A 20,468-nucleotide genomic window follows, 5' to 3' on the forward strand; every position below is an offset into this window, starting at 1 on the left:
ACACAACAATTTTTTTTTATTTTCATCTTACATTTACCATTTTACATTCTTATCATGCCTTTAATACTACCTGTAAAAGATAAATTTCCTGAAATCGGAGCTGATAATTTTATTGCTGAGAATGCCACTATCGTAGGCGATGTGGTTATGGGCTATAAATGTTCGGTTTGGTTTAATGCGGTGATTAGAGGCGATGTAAACGCCATAACCATTGGTAATGAGACAAACATTCAGGATGGTGCGGTAATTCATGCCACGTACTTAAAAGCATCAACACACATTGGCAATAGGGTATCAGTAGGACACAATGCGATTGTACACGGCTGCACCGTTCAAGATCATGTTTTAATTGGAATGGGTGCTATTGTAATGGATCATGCGGTTATTGAAGAATATTGCATCATTGCGGCAGGTTCTGTAGTATTGGAAAATACCATTTGCGAAACCGGTTATTTATACGCTGGTACGCCTGCAAAAAAAATAAAGCCCATTACTGAAGAGCAAAGGGCTTTATTAAATAAATTACCGGATAATTATATCATGTATTCGGGTTGGTTTACCCCGTGATATGCGTCATTTCGAGCGGACCCGATAGCTATCGGGTACAACGGAGTCGAGAAATCTTTAAAATTAGATTTCTCCATTTTGCCACTGGGGAAAACCGGTTGGCTCCAGTCGAGATGACGGATATTTTTAAGGTGTTGCAGCAGGTATCACCAATGGATCTTCCCTTTCCCAATTGGGTTTTAAATCCATTAAAGCTTTTAAGTACCATACCTTTTCTGGCTGATATCCCTGTTTAACATTACCCGTATCCCAAATACCGTTTTTGTTTTCATCATACACTACACGGAGCATATATTTTCCGGCAGGATATTTAGAAAAAGTGATTTTGCCATTTTTACTTATTGGGAATGATTTGATAATATCTTTCTTTTCGTTTAGGAACTGAACTACGTATCTTTTGCTGGTATCGGGTACAGTTACGTTTAAAACCAGTGTAGTATAGCTATCTGCGCTCTCTAAAGTAAACCTTTTGCTTATTTCCTTGTTCTTGGCATTAAAAATTGCTGTAAAAGCGCCTGCACCAAGCTTTAAATCGTAAGTCTTTTTGGTTTTCCAAGGGTATTTTAGATAGTATTTTAGAAAATCTACGCTGTCCTTGGTCAATTCAAAATTGGTACGTTTTACCGAATCCTCCAGTAACGTAATTTTACCGGCATCGGCAGCTGTAACTGGAAAAGGAAAGGTTAAGGTAAGTTGTTGATATGGATTGAGTTTTCCGCCTGAAAGATTATCACCAATAAGCACATCACGCGTATAGGTATCTTTCTTTCCACGTGTAAAATTTAAGGTCTGTAAAAGTTTTCCTTCGTCTTGAATAGCCACTTTTACAGAGTCGAAACCCATATCATTTAACCATATTTTGGTTGTATCGTTCGTTTTATTGAAATAAACTTTCTTACTTACATCCAATGCAGGTGGATCAGTTACCGTTATTTTAGGGTTTTTAAGCTGCTGGTTGAACGTAATGAGTATACTCCCATCATTGTTCAGTTTGCGTTCTAAAACCCTGAATTCGGGTGCCAGCTCTTTAAAAATCTGTAGGTTAATATTGTCGAGGTTTTTATCCACCACGATGGGTTCTTTAATAAAGCCAATTTCATCCGATATCTGCTGATATATTTTATCGCCACCTCCGCTACTTTCCTTTACGGCATAAACCTTATAGGTACCTTTTCTTAAGTTGTTCAGTTTATAGGTACCGGCACTATCCGTAGTCGTATAAATTGAAGGACGCTTTTTTCCAAAAATGGTATCTCTTTCTAAAGGCAGAATAAATACGGTAACTTCTTTTTCCGGTTCATCGGTTAAAGCATTAATTACTTTACCGTTTATAGATAATGAATCAATTTCTGGTCCAGTAGAAAAAACGTAAGATAAATTTTTGACTACGTTGCCCTCATTCACATCGGCTACCGATTTTCCAAAATTTAAAGTGTAGGTCGTATTTTTCTCTAAAGAATCTAAAAGATTAATTTCTAATTTTTTCCCTTTTTTCTTAAGCTCCGGAAGTTTCTCCTGATCCGGCGAAATAGAGAATTCTTTAAACTCATCCTTAAGGTTAAAATATTCGTCGAACTCGATTACAATTTTTTTAGTATTAAAATTCCTTGTTTGATTTTTTGGGGTCATGCTCAAAACTTTTGGCGGCTGTGTATCTTTTGGTCCGCCTTGTGGCGTTTGTATACTGGCACAACCAAAAAATAGGAGCAAGGCTAGTACAACCGCAAAATTTTTAAGGTTAAAATATTGGTCTTTTAAATTTGGCATATTTTAATCGATCTGACGAATTTTTATATTTTTTGGAACTCTAATATTAAAAAATATTTTTTTTAGCTTAAATCGCTTTATTTTAAGTCTGTTTTATTTTAGTTAAAATACTGATTATCAGTTACTTATTAATATAAACCATTAAAACTGATATATCTGAAGGAGAAACACCTGAAATTCGGGAAGCTTGGCCTAAAGTACGCGGTTTTATCTTAAATAATTTTTCGCGTGCTTCTTTCGAGATGGATACAATTTTATTATAGTCAAAATCTGGCTTAATTTCTTTGTCTTCCATTTTTAGCATTTTAGCCACAATCTCATTTTCCTTTTCAAAGTAACTTTCGTATTTGATTTTGATTTCGGCCTGTTCAATGGTTTCGTTATCTAATTCTTTGGTTGCTTCGGCAAGTGGCTTGCTCACTTTAATTAAATCAGGCAAACCAACATGTGGCCTTCCAACCAAGCTGTGTATTTTTACATTTTGATTTAAAGCACTCGATCCTAAACTTTCGAGCATCGGATTTGCATCTGCCATTTCTATACCTTGGTTTCTCGTAAATTTAACCAATGCATCAGCATCAGCTATTTTTTTATTTACCTTGGCTAAACGCTCATCCGAAATTAAACCGAGCTCATGCCCAATAGGAGATAAGCGGATATCAGCATTATCTTGCCTCAATAACAAACGGTGTTCAGCTCTTGAAGTAAACATGCGATAAGGTTCTTCGGTTCCTTTGGTTACCAGATCATCTATTAAAACACCGATATAACTTTCCGATCTTTTCATAATCAGCTCATGTTTATCATTGATTTTTTGATGCGCATTTATACCGGCCATGAAACCTTGACATGCTGCTTCCTCATATCCTGTAGTTCCGTTGATCTGTCCCGCTAAAAATAAATTACTGATTAATTTTGTTTCTAATGTTAAAGATAATTGGGTAGGTGGGAAGAAATCGTATTCGATGGCATAGCCTGGTCTGAACATTTTAGCTTGTTCAAAACCGGGTATTAATCTCAATGCTTTAAATTGTACGTCCTCCGGAAGAGAGGTTGAAAAACCATTAACATAAATTTCGCAAGTATTCCAGCCTTCAGGTTCAACAAAAATCTGATGTCTGTCGCGTTCTGCAAACCTGTTTATTTTATCTTCAATAGAAGGGCAGTACCTCGGGCCTAAACCTTTAATCCGGCCTGTAAACATTGGCGATTTTTCGAAACCTTCTTTTAGTGTTTCGTGTACTTCGCTATTGGTATAGGTAATCCAACAGCAACGTTGATCGGTAGAAACTTCGGTGTCGGTGTAAGAAAATTTACTCGGATTTTCATCACCCCATTGCTCTTCCATTTTGGTATAATCTAAACTTCTTCCATCCACACGGGGTGGGGTCCCTGTTTTCATCCGGCCTGCTTCCATACCTAATTCCACCAGTTGCTCCGTGATACCTGTAGATGATTTTTCTGCAGTTCTACCACCACCGAATTTCTTTTCACCAATATGGATAATCCCATTCAGAAAGGTGCCATTAGTTAGTACCACAGCTTTACTTTCTATCTCAATACCTAGTGATGTTTTTACGCCGTAAACAGTATTGTCTTTAACCAATAAACCTACTACGCTATCCTGCCACATATCTAGGTTAGGTGTTCTCTCTAAAGCTAAACGCCATTCTTCTGCAAAGCGCATCCGGTCTATTTGTGCTCTTGGACTCCACATGGCAGGGCCCTTTGATTTGTTGAGCATTCTAAACTGAATGGTTGATTTATCAGATATGATACCCGAATATCCACCCATAGCATCAACTTCCCGAACAATCTGTCCTTTGGCTACACCACCCATTGCAGGGTTACAACTCATCTGGGCAATAGTACCCATGTTCATTGTAATTAATAGAACAGATGACCCCAAGTTGGCAGCAGCAGCAGCAGCTTCACAGCCTGCGTGCCCAGCACCAACAACAATCAAATCGTATTTTGAAAACATTTTATTCCTTATTTCTTTTAATGTTCCACGTGGAACATTAATTTTTTAATATTATTATTAGTCGAGGACTAGTATTCTGGTTTTAATCTTTTCTCAACTTTTGGGTTGAAATTTTTTAGCTTTGTATGATGTTCCACGTGAAACATAACGTTTAAACCTGCGCAGAATTGCTTTTAAAATTATTCTGAAAGCTCTAACCAGCGCATGGTATATTCGTCTAGTTTAGATTGAAGGTTTTCTATTTCGTTCGAAATTTCTTGAATCTTCACGTAGTCTGTTGCATCAATACTATTTAGGGTTTTGGTAAGATCAGCTATTTTTGTTTCTGTTTCTTCCATTCCTTTTTCGCTATCTTCTAATTCTTTTTGCTCTTTGAAACTTAGTTTTTTTACTGCTTTAACCGGCGCTTGTTCTACAACGGGAGCAGGGCTTTTCTTGGTTTCTGTTTTAACCTTTGGTTGCTCCAAACTTAAGCGGTATTCAGAATAATTACCATTGTAAATTTTAACAACACCTTCGCCTTCCATGATAAAGAGTTGGTCGCTCATTTTATCGAGCAGGTATCTATCGTGTGAAACCAACATCAAGATGCCCGGAAAGTTCTCTAAAAATTCTTCCAGTACATTTAGCGTATCAATATCAAGATCGTTTGTTGGCTCATCCAAAATCAGGAAGTTTGGATTTTGCATCAATACCTTCATCAGGTTTAAACGCTTCTTCTCACCACCGCTCAGTTTCTCTACCATGCCGTGTTGTTTCTTTGGTGGGAAGAGAAAAAGTGTTAATAGGGCAGAGGCGGTGATTACTGAACCATCGGCCATCTTAATATATTCGGCGTCTGATTTTACAATATCAATCACACGTTCTTTCGGATCGAAGGTTAAACCTCCCTGTTTGTAATATCCAAATACAGTGGTTTCACCGGTATCAACTTTACCACCTTCGGGTTTTAGGTTGCTGGTGATAATATTCAATAAAGTAGATTTTCCTGTTCCATTTTTACCGGCCAAGCCAATTCTATCTCCTTTTTTAAAGGTATAACTGAAATCGTTTATAATCGGACGGCCATCAAAGCTCTGTTTTACGTGTTCTAACTCGATAATTTTGCCTCCCTGGCGAGACATCTTCATTTTTAAGGTAACACTTTGATTGTCAGACTTTTTCTTGGTTTTTTCTTCTAAATCGTAAAAAGCATCAATCCTGGCCTGTGATTTTGTTGCACGGGCCTGTGGCATGCGCCTAATCCAATCTAATTCTTTCTTTAATAACTGTTGGTTCTTGTGTAAAACCGTTGCATCTAGCGCTTCTCTTTCGGCTTTCTTTTCTAAGAAGTAAGCGTAATTTCCGCTGTAGTTAAAAATCTTTCCTCTATCCAGTTCAACTATGGTATTGCAAACATTATCTAAAAAGTACCTATCGTGCGTTACCAATAAAATTGTTTTTTGTCCAGTGGTCAATAATTTCTCCAACCATTCAATGGTATCAATGTCCAAATGGTTGGTTGGCTCATCAAGCACTAAAATTTCCGGATCTTCAATTAATAGTTTCGCTAAAGCCAAACGTTTCTTCTGTCCACCGGATAGGGTAGCTATTTTTTGCTGTAAGTGAGTAATCCCCATTCTGTTTAAAATGGTTTTTATCTCATGCTCGTATTCCCAGGCATTGTGTTCACTTAACTCTTCGTATAAACGGTTAAGTGTTTTTTCATCGGGGTTAGGGTCTTCAATTAATTCTTCATACTCCTTAATAAGCTGTTGCTGTTTATTTTCTAATGAAAATATGTGGTCGCTAATAGAAAAACCTTCTGTAAACTGGGGTTCCTGATCTAAAAAACCAATTTTCACAGCTTTATTTTTTACAATTTTACCTTCAAGCGGAGGGAATCTTTCGGCAAGTAATTTCAATAATGTACTCTTACCTGCGCCGTTAATTCCAACCAACGCTACGCGCTGCCCAGTGTTAATACCCAAGGTTAAATTCTTAAATAGCCACTCATCATGATAACCATGACCCAAGCCTTCTGCCGCAATTAATGTGCTCAATTTTTTTGTATTTCGGATTTATAAAGGAAAATTAGTACAAAGGTAAGTATAAATTACTTGGAACGGGATATTCTATGTTGAAAGGACTTCTGTATCAGGTTAAAAATGGCAGAAACTTGATGCTATTCGTTCGTTGGTTCATTTGTAATTAGTAAAATAGTATAAAACAAAACAGCGGTTGGACTCGCTCCACCGCTGCTTCAATCATTAACTAAAACTAAACTTTATCTTCTGTGATCTGCTTAGAAAATAGATTCTAGCACATCAGCTTTTATATCATCATATCTATTATTTGCATATACAGCAACAGGTGCAACGCTAACATGGCTATCATCAGCAGCAAAATTGTTCATTTCTACTTTGGCAGATGTACTCAAAACAGCAGTGTAGTTTTCGGTTGCACCACTTAGTACCAAATTTGAAGAACCATTAATGCTGGTCGTTAAATTCAATGTATTTGCTTTAATCTCGGCTAGCGCATTATCATTCAATACCACGTTCAGGTTTAGTAGAGAGAAGTTACCTGATGTTACAACTGAAGAATTATTAGAAGCTTCAATGGCTGTAATGTTATTTACATGGGCAATAACTGTTAAAGGCTCTTTGGTGAACGAACTTACCCTCAGTTCGCCATCTTGTTGCTGAACAAGTGCATTTTTAGCGTAATAGTTGTCGTAAACCTGAACGCTTTCTTTAGCATCCTGCACTAAAATTACTTTCACATTGCCACTTACTTTAATTTTAGTGATGTTTTTAACCGATGTAATGTTGGTGTAGTGGCTGTTGTTCTCATTTGCATTGGCTGCTACACTTGCAGTACCTAAAATGATTGTTGTTAAGGCTGCTGCGAATAAGTTTTTAATAGAAGTTCTCATGACTTTATATTTTAATTTTTTTAAATCTTTTTTGTGTTTTTTCGAATATAAGACTGAGATAAACAGGAAAAGTTGCAGCAGCATAAGCTGTATTATACCAGTAGTGAGTAATTGTCGACGAACGCCAGTAAGATTTAGACGAACGCCAATAAAAAAATAAAAGAAATAGGAGGTATTTGGCTTTTATTTAGTGAGTTATGGTAATGGGATTGTCATGAAAGGAGAAGTGCAGCGCTCAGCTAAGCTTTTTAGATAGTTATAAAGCACAACGTCACCCTGAACTTGTTTCAAGGTCTTAATGGAGAAAAGGTTAAATGAAAAAGTTAGATTCTTCGCGGCGCTCTGAATAACAGGAAAGGTTAAACCAATCCAACTTCTGTTCTGTACGCTAAATGTTCATCTTCTTTTTGGGTCATTAAGGCTTTGGCGGCTTTGCCTTTATCTTTATACCCAAGTAAATGTAGGGTTCCATGTATCATTATGCGGCAAACCTCATCAAACTCTACCGTTTTAAAGGTTTTTGCATTTTCTTTAACACGCTCAATACTGATGAAAATATCACTTACAATCTGTTTTTCCTCATCGGAATTATCAAATGTGATGATATCCGTATAAGTATCGTGGTTGAGGTATTGCTGATTAATGCCTAGTAAGTATTCGTCGCTGCAGAAAATGAAGTTAAGTTCCTGCAACTTAAAACCTTCTTTTTCGATAGTAGCCTTAATCCATTTCTTAATTTTAAGTTTTTGGGGAAGGTTATAGCTAACAGATTCGGTAAAAAAGGATATTGCAGGCATAATGTTGTTTTTATGCTGCAAATTTAGGAAATATTCCTATAGCCGTCGTCATTTCCCGCGCAGGTAGGAATCTTAAAGCTATTTGTAGTATCACGATTCCTATCCGATAACTAATGGATCGAGTTGGGAATGATGGCTACTGTACCATATTCAAAGATTTTAAATATTCGGCAATTTTATTTTTATAATAATAATTTAAGCTTGGTGGCAATTTCTGAAGCATATCGCTTCCGTTTTGCTGTTGCTTCTGATAATCTTTAAGCATTTTCTGGTAAGAAGGAGGGAACTCTTTAGCGGCTTTGCTCTCTCTTTTTGAATCTTCTTCCTGATCGCGTTCTGCTTTTTCTGCCTCTAATAACTTGGTTAACAGGTCTTTCTGTCGGTTTAAAGTTTCTTGCTGCAAACGTTTATTTACCAGGTCGCTCTCAGTCTGTTTCATTTCCTTAATGGCTTCGTTTAGGTTGCCCATTTTTCCGGTACCATCTTTATTTTCTTCTCGGTTAATTTTTTCCAGCGCCTGACGGATCATCTGCTGTTGCTGGGCCATTTTACCAAATTCCTGACTCATTGGGCCCTTGCCTACGGTACCTTGGTTACCGCCTGATTTTTGCATCTGCTCCCGGGCTTTTTGCATGCTTTTATTCAACTGGTCCTGCATCTGAGAAAGTTGTTTCATGCCCTGTTTTTGTTTTTTTCCACTACCTCCTTTGGCGTTTTTCTGCATATTCTGCAGCTGACTGAGTGCTTCGCTCAGCATTAAGGTAAGGTTATTGATCGAAGTCATGGTAAACTGCTGAAAACGGTTGGCTTCCGCAGTTCTCCTGTCGCCCAGATTTTCTAAACTCTTATCCAGGTTGAAGTTGATTTTATTCATTTCCTCGTTAACCGTCGATTCAATCTGAGGTACACGTTTGCTCAGACTGTATAAGCTATCAGCAATGGTTTTCAGGTTATCCTTAATGCTCCTTTGTTTTTGCACGTTGGTGGTGTACGATGGGTCTGCAGCTGGCATTCTTTTCAGGGCCAACATTACCTTTTCCTGGTCGAAAGAGGTAGTTAACAGGTTTTCTAACAAACGGCGCAGTTCTTTGGCATTTAGGTTGTTTTCCATTTCTTCACCCTGTTGCTGCATATCGCTCATCTTTTTGGATAGCTTTTCCATCTGTTCGCCAGCTTTTTGCTGTTTCTGGCTGGCATTTTTCGAATCTTTTTTATCTAAAGCATCTTTACTGTCCTGTTGCTCTTTTTGGATATCTTCTACGTCTTTCTCCGGATTTTCAAATGGGTTTGGCCGATCGAGCGATTTATTTTTTTCTTCTAGTTTTTTTAAATCGTCTTTCAGGTCTTTCATTTCTTTGTTAAGCGCATCCTGTTTTTGCTTTAACGATTCATTATCCTGTTTTTTATCTTTTGTTTGCGCCGCAAGCTCTTTTTGTTCTTTTGCCAATTCATTTAAGCGATCGATATCATTTTGGAGATTCTGCTCAAATTCCAGTTGTTTGTAGAGTTCTAAAATTCTATCCAGCTCGTTCTTCAGTGTTTTATTATCCAACTGCATCTTTGAGAGCTCGTTCTGCGTTTGATCTTTGTTTTTTTCGTTAATCAGATTCTGCAGTTTCTGTAAAAGCTCTTTCGTTTTTTCATCGAGCACATTATCAAACAGGTCCTTAATCTGTTTTTGTTTTTCGAGCAGTTCTTCAGTTTGTTTTTGGTCTTCCTGCTGCTGGATATTTTTTTCATTCTGCTCTTTGATTTCCTTTACAGCCTCATCCAACTGTTTTTGTTTATCGAGCAGGGCCTCAATCTGTTTTTTATCTTCAAATGAAATCTGTTTCTTATCAATCAGGCTTTCGGCAACTTTTTTACTTTCTTTTTCGATGGTGTTGGCCAGGCGGATGGCCGATTGCATTTTTTGCTTTAAGGCCTGGTTGTTAGCGCTTACCTGTTCGGCAGTTTCTTTTTTGGTCGGTTGTTTAAAGGTTTTTACATCTGAACGGGTAATTTTTGCTCCGTTAACCCCATCATTATCGGCTACTTCGAAGTAATATTCTATTTCCTGACCAGGTTTTGCGGTAGCCGTTTTAATATCCCAAAAGTAAAAGAAGTTATTTTCGGTAGTATTGCTTCTAATCGGGATGTTTTTAGTTACAGTAGAGATAATCCTGTTATTTTCTTTGATGTTGTACTTAAAACTTAGTCGGCTAAAACCATAATCGTCGGTAACCTGACCACTAAAATACAGGGCCTTATTGCTTACCGAATCTGGTTTTTCTTGAACAATGATTGCTGGAGATTGATCTTTAACGACTGTAATCTGATGAGAAAGCGAATCGGTAAGGGTAACATATTCATTTTTTGGGGTAATGCTGTATTTGGAATTGTTTCTGATGGTTGTATTGAATCCAGATTCATTATCTTCAATTTTTAAAACGTTTTTTACGCCATTTAAAACGAAAATAAGGGCATCGCTCTGTTCTGTTTTGAAACTCCAGGTTACTTTTGTTCCTTCTGGCAGTAGCATATCGCCAACATTGGCTATTATTTCTTGCTTTTTGCCCAAATAAGCAGGGTAAATTAGGGTTGCACTGGTATTTAACAGCTCAGGACGCGGTTTTACGGTAATTGTAAATGCCGAAGAGCTAAAACCACCTCCTTTAAAAATCAGTTTTTTATCTCCCTGAATGTTTTTGATGCTATAATTAAAGGCGCTAGTACTTTCTTTTTCAACTTTATAGGTGTTTTTGCCATCCTCTACATAAACTTCTGCGGGCAGGGCATCGCCTGTTAACTTTAGCTTCAGCGTAATATCATCACCCTGTGTAACGGTTAGGCTTTTATTTAAAATGGTAAAACTGAAGGGTGCTTTTGGCGCAATGTATTCGTTGTACTTGAAGAAACTATTGGTTCCCTCGCGTAAAATGGCAGGAGCAATTAATCCGATGAGGATAATGATAGAAAGCGGAACGAAAAGATACTTGAGGTATTTGCGGTTGTCGTTAATGCTAATGGCGGTGTAAAATGGCACAGGCTTAAGCTCCAATATTTTTTGATCGATACTGGCCATAATCAGCCGGTTATTTTCGGGCAGATTTTGTGATAGGCGGTGGAGCTGCAGCGTATTGAGCAATTTATCTTTTATATCAGAAAAATGGTTTCCGATAATGACCGATGCTTCATCAAAAGAAAGGTGTTTGCCCAGCTTCAGCATGGAAAGCAGGGGTTTAATGATTAAAAATCCTACCAGCAGTAGTCCGGTTAATAAATAAGCGAAAAAAATAAAGGTTTTAAACCCAGCCGTTGGATTTAGGTAGTAAAGGCTCAAAAATACCAATAGGTACAGGCCTAATAAGGTGGCTGCAGCATAAATACTTCCGCGCAAAATCTTATTTAAATAAAATTTGCGGATAAACTCATCTATCTTTTTTAATAAATCGTTGTAGTTATTGCTCACCATATCACTGTAAATGTAAAAATAGTTACAATCAATTGAAAGAAATTAGAAAATAGCTTAACGTGTTTATTACAAATCGATTATCTGTTTTGCTTGTTTTACCGTTTTTACACCTAAATAGCCAATTTCGGCTGTTTTTCTGAAAAATAAGACAAACGTTTGTTTTGGCTTTAAAACGGACTTTTTGGCGAGTCAATTGTTAAAAAATTAACGATGATTTGATTCTTAGTTAATGAAAAAATATCTTTGGTTTATCAACCGCTCGAAAAAACTATTAAAATCGCCCTTTTTTTTCTTAGTTAATCCCATTAATGGACCATGTTGCCAATTTAGCGTTGGGTTGTTTACAAACTTTTCAAACTGTTTATAGTTTGTACAACCAAAAACTTTATGCATATGTACTGAAAAAAACAAATTCAGCTTACATGGCCGAAGAGGTGGTGCAGTTAACTTTTATCAGGCTTTGGGAAAAACGCGAAAATCTTTCATCAGTGCATAGTTTATCGGCACAGATTTTCCGCATTGCGGGTACCATCCTTATCGACGAGTTGAGAAAAGATGCTGTAGGCAAAAAACATTTAACGGTTGTAGAAAATGATTATGCTTTAAGAAATGAAGTAGACCAACCCGAAATGCTGCATGCCTTGGAACAGGCGATAGAACAAATGGCTCCGGTTAGGAAAAAAGTTTTCAAATTGAGTAAAGTAGAGGGCTATTCTTACAAAGAAATAGCAGAAATGCTCTCAATTTCCCCAAAAACCGTAGAAAATCATATTTCTCAGGCCCTTAAACAGCTTAGGGCTGCATTTTCTTCTATTATTTCATTGGCCATAATCATGTCGGCCATAATTAATAAATAATATCCTTAAATTTTTAGTTGTTGTAGGTTAATGATCTTTAATCTATCCATATTTGTTGCTAAAATGCTGTCTCAATCCATGTTTTTATAATTTTTATAAAATATTTTCGCCCGGATAGGGGTTAAGCATTTTCAAAAACGTAATGTAGTTATGCAAATCAACCAAAAGCTTGTTGAGAAATTCTTTGCCGGCCAGTGTACAGCCGAAGAAGCCCGCATGGTAAGTAAATTTTTAGCCGAGGACCACAATCGTGAAATTTACCTTAACAGTGCGGAGTGGGAGGATTTTCAACCAGCAGAAAGGGTTGATAAGCAGGTTACGGATCGGATATATGTAAATGTACTGGATCAGATCCACCATAAACAAGAGGCTAAACGTATCCGTTTTAGGTATTTGGGCTATGCGGCATCAGTTGCCTTAATTGCTACACTGGGGCTGTTAATTTACAAACTGAGCAGTAATAGCGTGGTTAAACGCCAATATTTGTCTGCAAACCAACAAAGGCCAGCTGCGAGGGTCGAAAAATTTATTACCAATACTTCTGCAATTAAACAAACGTACACCTTACCTGATGGGACCATTGTTGAGCTTGACCCTAGAAGTGAAGTGAGCTATTTTCCGTTTGACCAAGGAAAACGGGATGTGAATTTAATAGGGCAGGCTTTATTCAGGGTACACAAAGATAAAACCAAACCTTTTACAGTATTTGCCAATAACCTGGCTACCACCGCTTTGGGAACAGTTTTTAAAATTACCGCCTTTAAAAAGGATCTGTATACCAAAGTGAGATTAATTGAAGGAAAGGTGGTGGTTAAACCTCAAAACAAGCTATTATCTGCAGGGGTAAAAACGGTGTATTTATTGCCTGGAAAGGTATTTACGGTAAATATGCAAACCTATGTGGCCGGTGTGAAGCCATTTAATGTTGTAGCACCTAAAAAATTGGAAACGCTTGACCTTGGAAAGGCTACGGTAACCGAAGCGGCTATTGTTTTCGACAATGAACCACTGGCCGGGGTATTTAATGCGCTCGAAACTAAATTGAACATAAAAATAGAATACACTACAAGTCAGCTTAATAAAAAGGTATTTACAGGGCAATATGAATTCGGACGCGATGACATTGATGCTTTTTTAAATATGCTTTGTTCGCTAAATAATCTGACTGTAGGTCAAACAGAAGCGGGATATACGATAAAGAAGAAGTAAACAAAAACCAGAGTACAACTAAACCAAACAAACTAACTTCATGATTAAAATTTTTACTAAATGGAGCGTTCCAAAACGCACCTTACTGCTACTGCTTTGTCTTTACCTTGGGGTAACGGCCTATGCACAAAGCCCAGCAGTTAAGGGAGTGGTTAAAGATGCCAAAGAAACTATTGTTGGGGCAACCATTATTGCACAAAATGTGCAAACAGGTGCTAAAACAACAACATCTTCCGATAAAAATGGGGTTTTCAGTTTTCCTAAATTAGCAGCTGGAGCCTATAAATTTACCATCAATTTTATTGGTTACGAATCGAAAACCATTACGGGGCAGATTAAGGATGGAGGAACCTTTTCCCTTTCGGTCATTTTAACCGAAAGTAATACCAGTTTGGATAAAGAGGTGGTAATTACGGGTACGGGAATTAATAGAAGAAGAGATAGTTTTACAGGTACAACCGCAGTTTTTAGCGGGGCCGACTTAAAAGGCGTAAGCAATAACAATCTTATCCAGAGTTTAAGAACTTTAGATCCCTCATTTCTGGTTATGGAAAATGTTGCGGCTGGTTCCAATCCGAATGTTTTACCTGTTATTGAGGTGCGTGGTAAAAGTAGTATTCCAAGCACCACATTAAAAGATCAGTTTGGGCAGGATCCTAACCAACCGCTATTTATTTTAGACGGATTTCCAACTACGCTTCAAACCATTGTAGATCTGGATATGAACAGGGTGGCTTCTGTTACGATTCTGAAAGATGCAGCATCAACAGCATTATATGGGGCACAGGCCTCGAACGGGGTAATTGTAATTGAAACCGTTAAACCTGTTCCTGGCGAACTAAGGTTCAGTTATGTTCAGGATTTTAGGGTAGAATTACCAGATCTTTCTGCTTACAACATGATGAATGCAGCAGAGAAATTGGAATTTGAACGTTTATCTGGCCGATACGCCACTGCAGAGTCAAATCCTACTCAACTTGTTTATTTAGACGCACTTTACAATTCGCACTTAGCAAATGTACAGAGGGGAGTAGATAGCTATTGGTTAAGCGAGCCCATACAAACCGGCTACTCTACCAACAATTCAATCAATGCATCTGGGGGTGATAACACTTTTGTTTATAATTTAGGAATGAACTACAGAACCGGCAAAGGTGCAATGAAGGGTTCTGGAAGAGATAGTTACAGTGGTACCATTAACCTTACCTATAGGACCTCAAGATTTAACGTTAACAACATTACCTACGTAAGGGGAAATTCCAGTAGCGATTCGCCGTATGGATCGTTTTCTAACTTCGTTAATGCCAATCCTTATTTTGAAAAGAGCAATGAAAACAGATATTTAGAGGTTTCAAGAACTTCTAATGGAACAGAACTTTATGTAACCAACCCCTTGTTTGATGCGATACAGCCCCAATACAGTACAAAAAAGGGCTTTGAGGTTCAAAACAATCTGAATTTGAATTATGATCTAAGTAAAACCTTCCGATTGAACGGTGGATTACAAATTACAAAGGGAACTTCGGTAAATAAGGATTATAGGTCGTCTGAAATGTCAGAATTTCTGAATACACCGAATTTAAGAAAAGGTAAATATACCGACTACCGCGGAGAGAATTTTTCTTATCAAGCCAATTTAATGCTTGTTTATCATACGGTAATTGCCGCGAAACACGTTATCAACGCAAACTGGAGAAATACTGTTTCGGAAGAAAATAATAGTAGTTATGGCAGTGTTGCAGAGGGCTTTCCTGCCGGAAATTTAGGAAATCCACGCTTTGCCTATAGTTATCAGTTAGATGAGGCTCCTTCGGCAAGTAACCGCATTTACAGAACGCTAAACTCTACAGTATCTGCCAACTATTCTTATGATAACAGATATTTAGCGGATGCGGTATACAGGCTGGATGGATCGACAGCGTATGGTAGCAATAAACAGTTTTCGCCTTACTATGCCTTTGGTTTAGGATGGAATGTTCACAATGAAAGCTTTGTAAAAGGTAGTGCATGGATAAACTCCTTGCGGCTAACCGCAAATTTGGGTATAACAGGTAACCAGAATTATGGTAATACAAGTTCTGTTTCCATCTATGATTACAATACCAATACGAATTACAATCAATTTGGCCAGGGAGTTACTTTAAGTACATTGGGAAATCCTAACCTGGCAGCACAGAAAACCAGACAAATCAGTACATCAATCGATTTTGCCTTATTCAATAACCGTTTTACAGGTTATGTTAATGCATACAATAAGAAAACAGATCCATTGGTTGTTCCTGTCGATTTACCATCATCCACTGGTGTTGTTGCTTTTCCTTACAATATTGGGGCGCTCACCTATAATGGTTTAGAAACCAAACTAACTTTCTTTCCGATTTATAACCTGGCTAAACGTTTCACGTGGAGCATAGGTGTAACTGGTTCATCATATAAAAGCAGATATAGTGGTTTCGGCAATACCTTGAATACACTTAATAAGCAACAGGAAAAACAGGAAGGCATTAATTCATTAATCAGGTATAATGATGGGAACAGTGCAGAGGCTATTTGGGCAGTAAGATCGCTCGGAATTGATCCTGCTACGGGCAGAGAAATTTTTCTGACAAAAGATGGCCAATATACCTTCGATTATAATGTGGCTGATATTACAAACGTAGGTAATACGGTATCGGTAGTAGAAGGTGTTGTTTCTACCAATTTAAGGTATAAAAATTTCAGCCTGGGCGCAAGCTTCAGGTATAAGTTAGGCGGCGACATTTATAACTGGGCCTTATTTAACAAAGTTGAGAACATTTCATTTGCCGATGCTGCTTTAAACCAGGATAAGAGAGCGCTTTACGACCGTTGGAAAAGCCCTGGAGATGTAGCACAGTTCAAGGGAATTTCACAAACCGCTACTACCCAGCAATCATCAAGGTTTGTTCAAACAGAAAACTCGTTTACCAGCGAGTCGTTAAATTTTGGGTATATGTTTGATGGGGCAAAATGGCTAAAACCCGCCGGATTGACCAACCTGAGTCTCAACTTACAAACCAACGATCTTTTCTACCTATCAACCGTGCGGAGAGAAAGGGGTATCGATTATCCTTATGCCAGAACATTAGCCTTTTCACTTAAAGCCTCATTTTAATCTTTTAGATATGAAAACGAATTATTTCAAACTAATTGCATGTTCTCTAGCCGTGGTGATTACACTTGGGGCCTGTAAGAAATTTTTGCAGGTGCAGCCTGAGGACAAAGTGATGGAAACGCAACTCTTTTCTACCAAGAAGGGGATAGAATCTGTTCTGAACGGAATTTATATCTCTTTGGCCGGTAGTAATTTATATGGCGCAAACCTAACACTAAATACCACAGAAGTACTGGCGCAACGCTATAACATTCCATCTACACATAGCCTGACTAAAATAGCCAATTATGCTTATACAGATGTACCAGCAACAACAAAATTAGACGCCGCCTGGGTTGATGCTTATGCAGGTATACTGAATGTAAACAGCTTTTTAGAGAATCTGGAAAAGTATAAAGGTGTTGTTGATCAGAATACCGAATCGATATACAAAGGAGAAGCCTTAGCGATAAGGGCTTACCTGCACTTTGATTTACTGCGTCTATTTGGTCCTCGGTACAGCACTGTCGATTCTACCAAACAGAGTTTGCCTTATTATGATGCGACAAAGATTTCCATCAATCCATTATTGCCTGCAAACGAATTTATGAACAAGGTCATCATCGATTTAAAGAAAGCAGAAGAGCTGCTTAAAGGGGATGTGGTTATTACATCGGGAGTCAATTTGGTGGCGAACACGCAAACGGCCGATTTCTTAAAAAACAATAGAAACTACCGCCTTAATTATTACGCGGTAAAAGCCCTGCAGGCTAGGGTATTTTTATACCGGGGAGATAAGGTTTCTGCATTGGCAGCGGCCAAATCAGTAATTGAAAAGGCTAGCTTCTTTCCGTGGACAACAGTAACCAATGCGCTTTCTGAAAAAATAAACCCTGACCGGATATTTTCTACTGAAATGGTATTTGGCGTTTTGAATACGCAGCTCTACAACACCTATACTTCTATTTTTGATCCATCCAATACAGATCCAAATATTTTGGCCCCACTTCCGGCAAGGCTTGCAGCTGTATTCGAAAATAATGAGAATGACTATCGGTATAATTTAAACTGGCAGGCACCTTCAACGGGGCTTAAACCATACAAAACATTTTTAAAATATGCTGATGTGGTTGATAAAAATAAACTATTCCGGTTTACAATTCCCCTCATCAAAATCAGCGAATTATATTATATCGCTGCAGAGTCCGAACCAAACGCTGTAGATGGGATTAATAACTATTTAAATGTTGTCCGATTTAACCGTGGACTTACCAACCTGGCCACCACGGTAAATATCAATACAGAATTGCAGAAAGAATATCAGAAGGAATTTTACGGCGAAGGTCAGCTGTTTTATTACTACAAGCGCCGTAATGTTACCTCAATTCCAAACGGAGCAAGTACATCGAATATTACGGTAAACTATGCCATTCCGCTGCCGCTTTCTGAATCTCAATATCGTTAACATGACTTTATAAATATGAAAAGAAACATCATATCAATCATAGCAATTATTATTACTATGATTATGCTTTCGTGTGAAAAGCCACTCAATACCTACAATTCTAAAGACGCAATATATTTTAATGATGCCGCCAGATTACCGCTGTTTTCGGGAGAGGTCATTAAAGATTCAACAATTGTTTCTTTCAGTCTGGCTAAATCGCAGGATTCGATTGTGAATATGGTAATCGGTACTACAGGTGGAAAATCTTCGCAAGATAGACCATACCGATTAAGTGTTAATGCTTCTTCTACGGCTAAAGAAGGGGTTCATTTTGAAATTTTAAATAAATCTTTTTCCATTAAAAAAGATCAGTTAAAGGATACCGTAAAGATAAAATTTTTGAGAAAAACGGATATGCAAACGAACACGTTCTTATTGAGCTTCGATTTGCTGGATAACGAGAATTTTATAACGGCAATGAACAATAAGGTTACCAACCAAACCACAGGAAAAAAGATATCATACATTAATTACAGGTGGTACGTAAACGATATTATTAAACGGCCAGCCAGATGGTTGGATACTTACATGGGTACGTTTACCCGGAAAAAGTTATTTCTTATGGTATCCATACTCGATGTGGACCCTGCCTATTTAGACACCTCGGTATCCATTGCGGAAATGGTTGCTTATGCAAAATATATGCAAAGGTATCTTAATGATCAAAAATTGCTGGGCAATACCATTCTGGAAGATGATGGAAGCATAATGATAATGGGCCCATCTGTTCAATAATAATTTTAAAAGGAAATAAAATGAAACTTAAACAATACAGTTCCCTTTTTATTGTGCTACTAATCATTACCATGAGTGCTTGTAAAAAAGACCTTGGAAATTATGATTACAATGAGATTAATAAATTAGAAACCATTGCCGATTTACCGAGCGAAGTTGTGGCCACTTATGGCAAATCGATTTCTGTTAAACCGGTTACCAAATTTAGCCTTGATCCAAGCTTTGATGAATCTAAATATACTTATGAATGGAGTTACATCGGGCCAAATGGTTTAGGCGGAACCAAACTCTTTATTTTAGATCAAAACCGCAATTTAGAGCAGGTAATGCGCGTTGTAGCGGGCTCTTACCAAGCATATTACGCTATAACGGATAAGGCCAGTGGTGTTAAATACAAAGTTGGCTTTACTTTAAAAGTTGTTAACGAAATTAATGAGGGCTGGATGTTAATGTGTGATGTAAACAGCCAGGCTAGGGTTGATATGCTATCGCTTAACACAACCGGAAGTTTCGACGTAATTAACGATTTACTTGCCAGCACCGGATCAGAACTTAAGCTTTCTGGAAAACCCGTTATGGTTTACAATTACAATACCGGGCTATTAATCGGACCAGATAAAATAAGTTTTGGGATATACCTGGGCACAGATCAATTTACAACAAAGGTAGAGCCCAATACTTTTAAATGGACACCAACGATGAACCTGACTTACGAAATGTTTGGCAGTACACCAGCGGGTTTTTATGCCGATGTAATCCAACAAAGAGGAAGCAGCTCTGCATACATGATCGGAAAAGAAGGTGCATACTATTACGAGCGGGTTCAAAATATTTACTTTTCTTCTCCAATTAGCTACATTGCTGCTGAACAAAAGGAGTTTAAAGTGGCTCCATTTGTTGGCGGCGACAAAAATTCTTCAGCTACCCCACATGCCATTTTTTATGATAGAACAAACAGACGTTTTGTAAAACATACCGGATCGAATTCTACCTGTACCACCTTACCTGACCCAGACGCAGCACAAAGAAAGTTCAGTTTCAGTACTGGAATGGATTTATTGTACATGGCCTGGGTTCCTTACAATGGCGGTGAAGTTTTTAGTATTTTAAAAGATCCAAATTCAACCAAAAGATTCCTGGCCAGGTTTAACAGTGCCTCGCTTGTACAAAGTTATTATGATGAGATAACTGCCACCAATTTTGCCAACGCAGAGTTTTATGCCGTGAGTCCTGCCTTGGGTTATATCGTTTACAGTGTTGGAAGTAAAGTTTACGAGTACGATATGTCTTTGAAAACAACCAAACAGGTTGTTGATTTAGGCAGCAAGAAAATCTCGCTCATCCAGTTCTACGATTTTAAAAATACAACCAAATATAAGGATACCAATAATTTAATGGTGGCTTTCTACGATCCGGCATTGCCCGAGGGTACGAACGGAAGCATTAATACCTACGTTGTGCCACCGGTTATGGGCGATTTGGTTTTGGCTAAAAGTTTTTCTGGCTTCGGAAAAGTGAAAAGCCTTACTTACAGAGAACGTTAAACATAATCTTCAAGAAAA

The 20,468-nt window shown here is 37.8% G+C and carries 13 protein-coding genes; 7 read left to right on the forward strand and 6 right to left on the reverse strand.

From position 1 onward, the window contains the following. Positions 1 to 54: 54 nt before the first annotated feature. A complete protein-coding gene (locus tag ACS5PU_RS08920) occupies positions 55 to 567 on the forward strand; it encodes a gamma carbonic anhydrase family protein (RefSeq protein ID WP_439458940.1) in 513 nt (170 codons plus the stop codon). Between the two features lie 126 nt (positions 568 to 693). Here ACS5PU_RS08920 and ACS5PU_RS08925 read toward each other — a convergent pair whose 3' ends face one another. The 6 genes from ACS5PU_RS08925 to ACS5PU_RS08950 form a co-directional block, all read right to left on the reverse strand. Then, the gene (locus tag ACS5PU_RS08925) at positions 694 to 2,334 is read right to left on the reverse strand and encodes an Ig-like domain-containing protein (RefSeq protein WP_439458941.1); all 1,641 of its coding nucleotides are present in this window, start codon (positions 2,332 to 2,334) and stop codon (positions 694 to 696) included. Between the two features lie 121 nt (positions 2,335 to 2,455). Then, complete coding sequence (gene mnmG / locus ACS5PU_RS08930) at positions 2,456 to 4,318, reverse strand: tRNA uridine-5-carboxymethylaminomethyl(34) synthesis enzyme MnmG (RefSeq protein ID WP_439458942.1); 1,863 nt, start codon at positions 4,316 to 4,318, stop codon at positions 2,456 to 2,458. A gap of 179 nt (positions 4,319 to 4,497) precedes the next feature. After that, positions 4,498 to 6,360 carry an ABC-F family ATP-binding cassette domain-containing protein gene (locus ACS5PU_RS08935; protein ID WP_439458943.1) on the reverse strand — a complete coding sequence of 621 codons (1,863 nt, stop codon included), beginning with the start codon at positions 6,358 to 6,360 and terminating at the stop codon, positions 4,498 to 4,500. Between the two features lie 242 nt (positions 6,361 to 6,602). Next, complete coding sequence (locus tag ACS5PU_RS08940) at positions 6,603 to 7,235, reverse strand: GIN domain-containing protein (protein WP_439458944.1); 633 nt, start codon at positions 7,233 to 7,235, stop codon at positions 6,603 to 6,605. A gap of 359 nt (positions 7,236 to 7,594) precedes the next feature. Continuing rightward, on the reverse strand, positions 7,595 to 8,032 hold the full coding sequence (ybeY, locus tag ACS5PU_RS08945) for an rRNA maturation RNase YbeY (protein ID WP_439458945.1): 438 nt from the start codon (positions 8,030 to 8,032) through the stop codon (positions 7,595 to 7,597). A 136-nt stretch (positions 8,033 to 8,168) separates the two neighbouring features. Continuing rightward, complete coding sequence (locus ACS5PU_RS08950) at positions 8,169 to 11,486, reverse strand: DUF4175 family protein (protein WP_439458946.1); 3,318 nt, start codon at positions 11,484 to 11,486, stop codon at positions 8,169 to 8,171. 308 nt (positions 11,487 to 11,794) lie between these two features. On the opposite strand from ACS5PU_RS08950, the gene ACS5PU_RS08955 reads away from it, so the two are divergent. The 6 genes from ACS5PU_RS08955 (at position 11,795) to ACS5PU_RS08980 (ending at position 20,450) form a co-directional block, all read left to right on the forward strand. Beyond that, positions 11,795 to 12,343 (forward strand): sigma-70 family RNA polymerase sigma factor, encoded by a 549-nt coding sequence (locus ACS5PU_RS08955; RefSeq protein WP_439458947.1) that lies wholly within the window; start codon positions 11,795 to 11,797, stop codon positions 12,341 to 12,343. Between the two features lie 150 nt (positions 12,344 to 12,493). Further along, the gene (locus ACS5PU_RS08960; protein WP_439458948.1) at positions 12,494 to 13,552 is read left to right on the forward strand and encodes a FecR family protein; all 1,059 of its coding nucleotides are present in this window, start codon (positions 12,494 to 12,496) and stop codon (positions 13,550 to 13,552) included. A gap of 40 nt (positions 13,553 to 13,592) precedes the next feature. Beyond that, complete coding sequence (locus ACS5PU_RS08965; protein WP_439458949.1) at positions 13,593 to 16,685, forward strand: SusC/RagA family TonB-linked outer membrane protein; 3,093 nt, start codon at positions 13,593 to 13,595, stop codon at positions 16,683 to 16,685. A 10-nt stretch (positions 16,686 to 16,695) separates the two neighbouring features. Beyond that, positions 16,696 to 18,129, forward strand: coding sequence for a RagB/SusD family nutrient uptake outer membrane protein (locus ACS5PU_RS08970; RefSeq protein WP_439458950.1), 1,434 nt, complete (start codon positions 16,696 to 16,698; stop codon positions 18,127 to 18,129). Between the two features lie 15 nt (positions 18,130 to 18,144). Next, positions 18,145 to 18,906, forward strand: a complete 762-nt coding sequence (locus tag ACS5PU_RS08975) for a DUF4843 domain-containing protein (protein ID WP_439458951.1) — start codon at positions 18,145 to 18,147, stop codon at positions 18,904 to 18,906. A gap of 20 nt (positions 18,907 to 18,926) precedes the next feature. Continuing rightward, on the forward strand, positions 18,927 to 20,450 hold the full coding sequence (locus tag ACS5PU_RS08980) for a PKD-like family lipoprotein (protein ID WP_439458952.1): 1,524 nt from the start codon (positions 18,927 to 18,929) through the stop codon (positions 20,448 to 20,450). The last annotated feature ends 18 nt before the right edge of the window (positions 20,451 to 20,468 follow it).

This window comes from Pedobacter sp. GSP4 (assembly GCF_051857575.1).
Classification (GTDB): domain Bacteria; phylum Bacteroidota; class Bacteroidia; order Sphingobacteriales; family Sphingobacteriaceae; genus Pedobacter.